This is a genomic window from Massilia sp. CCM 8734 (assembly GCF_011682155.1).
Lineage (GTDB): Bacteria > Pseudomonadota > Gammaproteobacteria > Burkholderiales > Burkholderiaceae_D > Telluria_A > Telluria_A rubra.
In genome coordinates, this window is the sequence record NZ_WHJI01000109.1 from 1 (window position 1) to 2067 (window position 2067).

The following is a 2067-nucleotide window of genomic DNA, read 5'->3' on the forward strand; positions in this document are numbered from 1 at the left end:
CAATGGTTTCCGTCTTCATCTTGGCAACAGTAATGGTCCAGGCCCCACCGATGCTATCGGTCTCGTTCTGCACCACGGTCTTGGTCCGGTTCGCCCCAATCGTGATGGTCTCGTTGATCCCCACATCTTCAGTGCGGTTGTCGCCGATGCTGATGGTCTCGTCGTGGTCAACCCGTTCCTTGCGGTTGTTATGTACCGTAATCGTTTCATCGCGGTCCACGGTCTCCGTGCGGTCGCGCTTGACGAGGGTGGTCTCATCCCGGTCGATGGTCTTGCGGCGATCATTCCCAACCCACTTGTCCTCGTCGTGCTCGACCTCGGTCAGCTGGTCTTTCTCGGCATGCAGCCACAACTGTTCCTGGCCCTTTTTATCCTCGAAACGCAAGGCGTTGGCGGTGTTGTAGTTGCCTTTCGGCGTGGAACGCGTCAGCACGCCGCTCTGGGTCTTGTTCTCCGGCAGGGTCCACGGCACCATGGTGTCTTCGTTCGGCACCATGCCAGTCACCAACGGCCGGTCCGGGTTGCCGTCCATGAACTGGACGATCACTTCCGAGCCGATGCGCGGAATCGCAGTCACGCCGAAGTTGGCGCCCGACCACGAGGTAGCCACGCGGATCCACGCCGAGCTTTTCTCGTCGTATTCGCCGATGCGGTCCCAGTGGAACTGCACGCGCACGCGGCCGTATTTGTCGGTGTGAATCTCTTCGCCTTTCGGCCCCACCACCAGCGCCGTCTGCAGCCCGTAAATCTTGGGCTCGATGCTGTTGTAGCCGCGCCCCGGACGCCATGGAATCTGCTTGCGGATGCAGGAGACGCGGTTTTCGTAGTACGACGGCGTTTCCACGTTCACCTGGTAATTGTTGCTGGCCGTGTGGCGCACTTCCAGGATCAGGAAGTTTTTCGAGCCGTCGTCAAAGTGTTCCGTCAAGGTAAAGCTGCGGCCCGGCATGGCGTAGCGGTCGTTGCCGGCGCCTTCGAAATGCTTGCCGGACGCTTCGATTTCTTCCAGCCGCAAGCGGGTCTTGGCGTCGCCGTCGCCGGCGTCCTTGAAGCCGTAGGCGCCCACGTATTCGTACACTTCCTTCTTGAGCACGTCACCCTGTTCGTTGACCGTCGGCAGCTGGGTCTTGACCGGTTTCGGGCTCTTGAAGTTGAAGCTGGACAAGGCGTACTTGGCCGGCACCAGGCGCCGCACCGGCGTCCATTCGCCCAGCGCATCGTCTTCCTCGGCGCCGGCGGCGCGGTTGAAGGGGATGTGGGCCGGGCCGTCGATCGGCGCGGCCGCGGTCGAGTCGTCCGACAGGATCAGGGTGTGGCCGGAGGCGGTGTGCTCGTACCAGTAGAACCAGCCTTTTTCTTCCCAGCGCCGGTGTACGTAGTTGTAGTCGGACTCGTCGTACTGGCAAGCGTCCTTCATGACCGGGTCCGGGCCGCCCACGCGGAACTCGCTCTTGCGCACGCCATAGTCGCCGAAGATGTCGTCGGTTTGGTCCTTGACGGTCATGTTGTGGAACAGATAGTTGTCGCGGCGCAGGCGCAGGTAGGCCAGCCATGGCAGCAGGACCATGTCGTAATAGACTTCGCCGCCGTCGGCGCGCACGCGGCGGAACTCGAACACGTAGCCGTTGAAATAGCGCTTGCTGTTGTCTTCGCGCACCAGTTCCACGGTGGCCATCTTGCCTTGCACATCCTTGAGGGCGATGTTGGGATCGTCGCTCAGGCATTCGACGGTGAAGTGGAAGTCGCGCGACAGGCCTTCCACCGCGTCGATCCGGTTGGCCACGAGGCTGGCGGGGCCTCCGCTGGGAAAGTTCAGGCGCAGCAGGCGGTTGTTCTGACGGGTCATGCGGGCTTCCTTTGGGTGGGCATGTGACGTTGCATTGATGTTATTTTCGAGCTGCGGCGGCGGGCGCGGGAACGCTTGCCGTTTTGCCGGCGAAATGCTGTTCCAGGCGTTCGACCAGGGCGGCATGGCCGCGCCGGCGCGCGCAGGCGAGGGCGTCTTCGCCGCGCTTGTTGCGCAGTGTCGGGTTGGCGCCTTCGGCGAGCAACAGGTTCAGCAGGTCG

At 62.4% G+C, this 2067-nt stretch carries 1 protein-coding gene and 1 pseudogene; both read right to left on the minus strand.

The window, feature by feature from the left end:
* The coding region (locus tag F2P46_RS35550) for a type VI secretion system Vgr family protein (protein ID WP_166899203.1) at positions 1-1846 on the minus strand (1846 nt) is incomplete at its 3' end.
* A 40-nt stretch (positions 1847-1886) separates the two neighbouring features.
* Positions 1887-2067, minus strand: a pseudogene (locus tag F2P46_RS35555) (ankyrin repeat domain-containing protein); the annotation flags it as partial.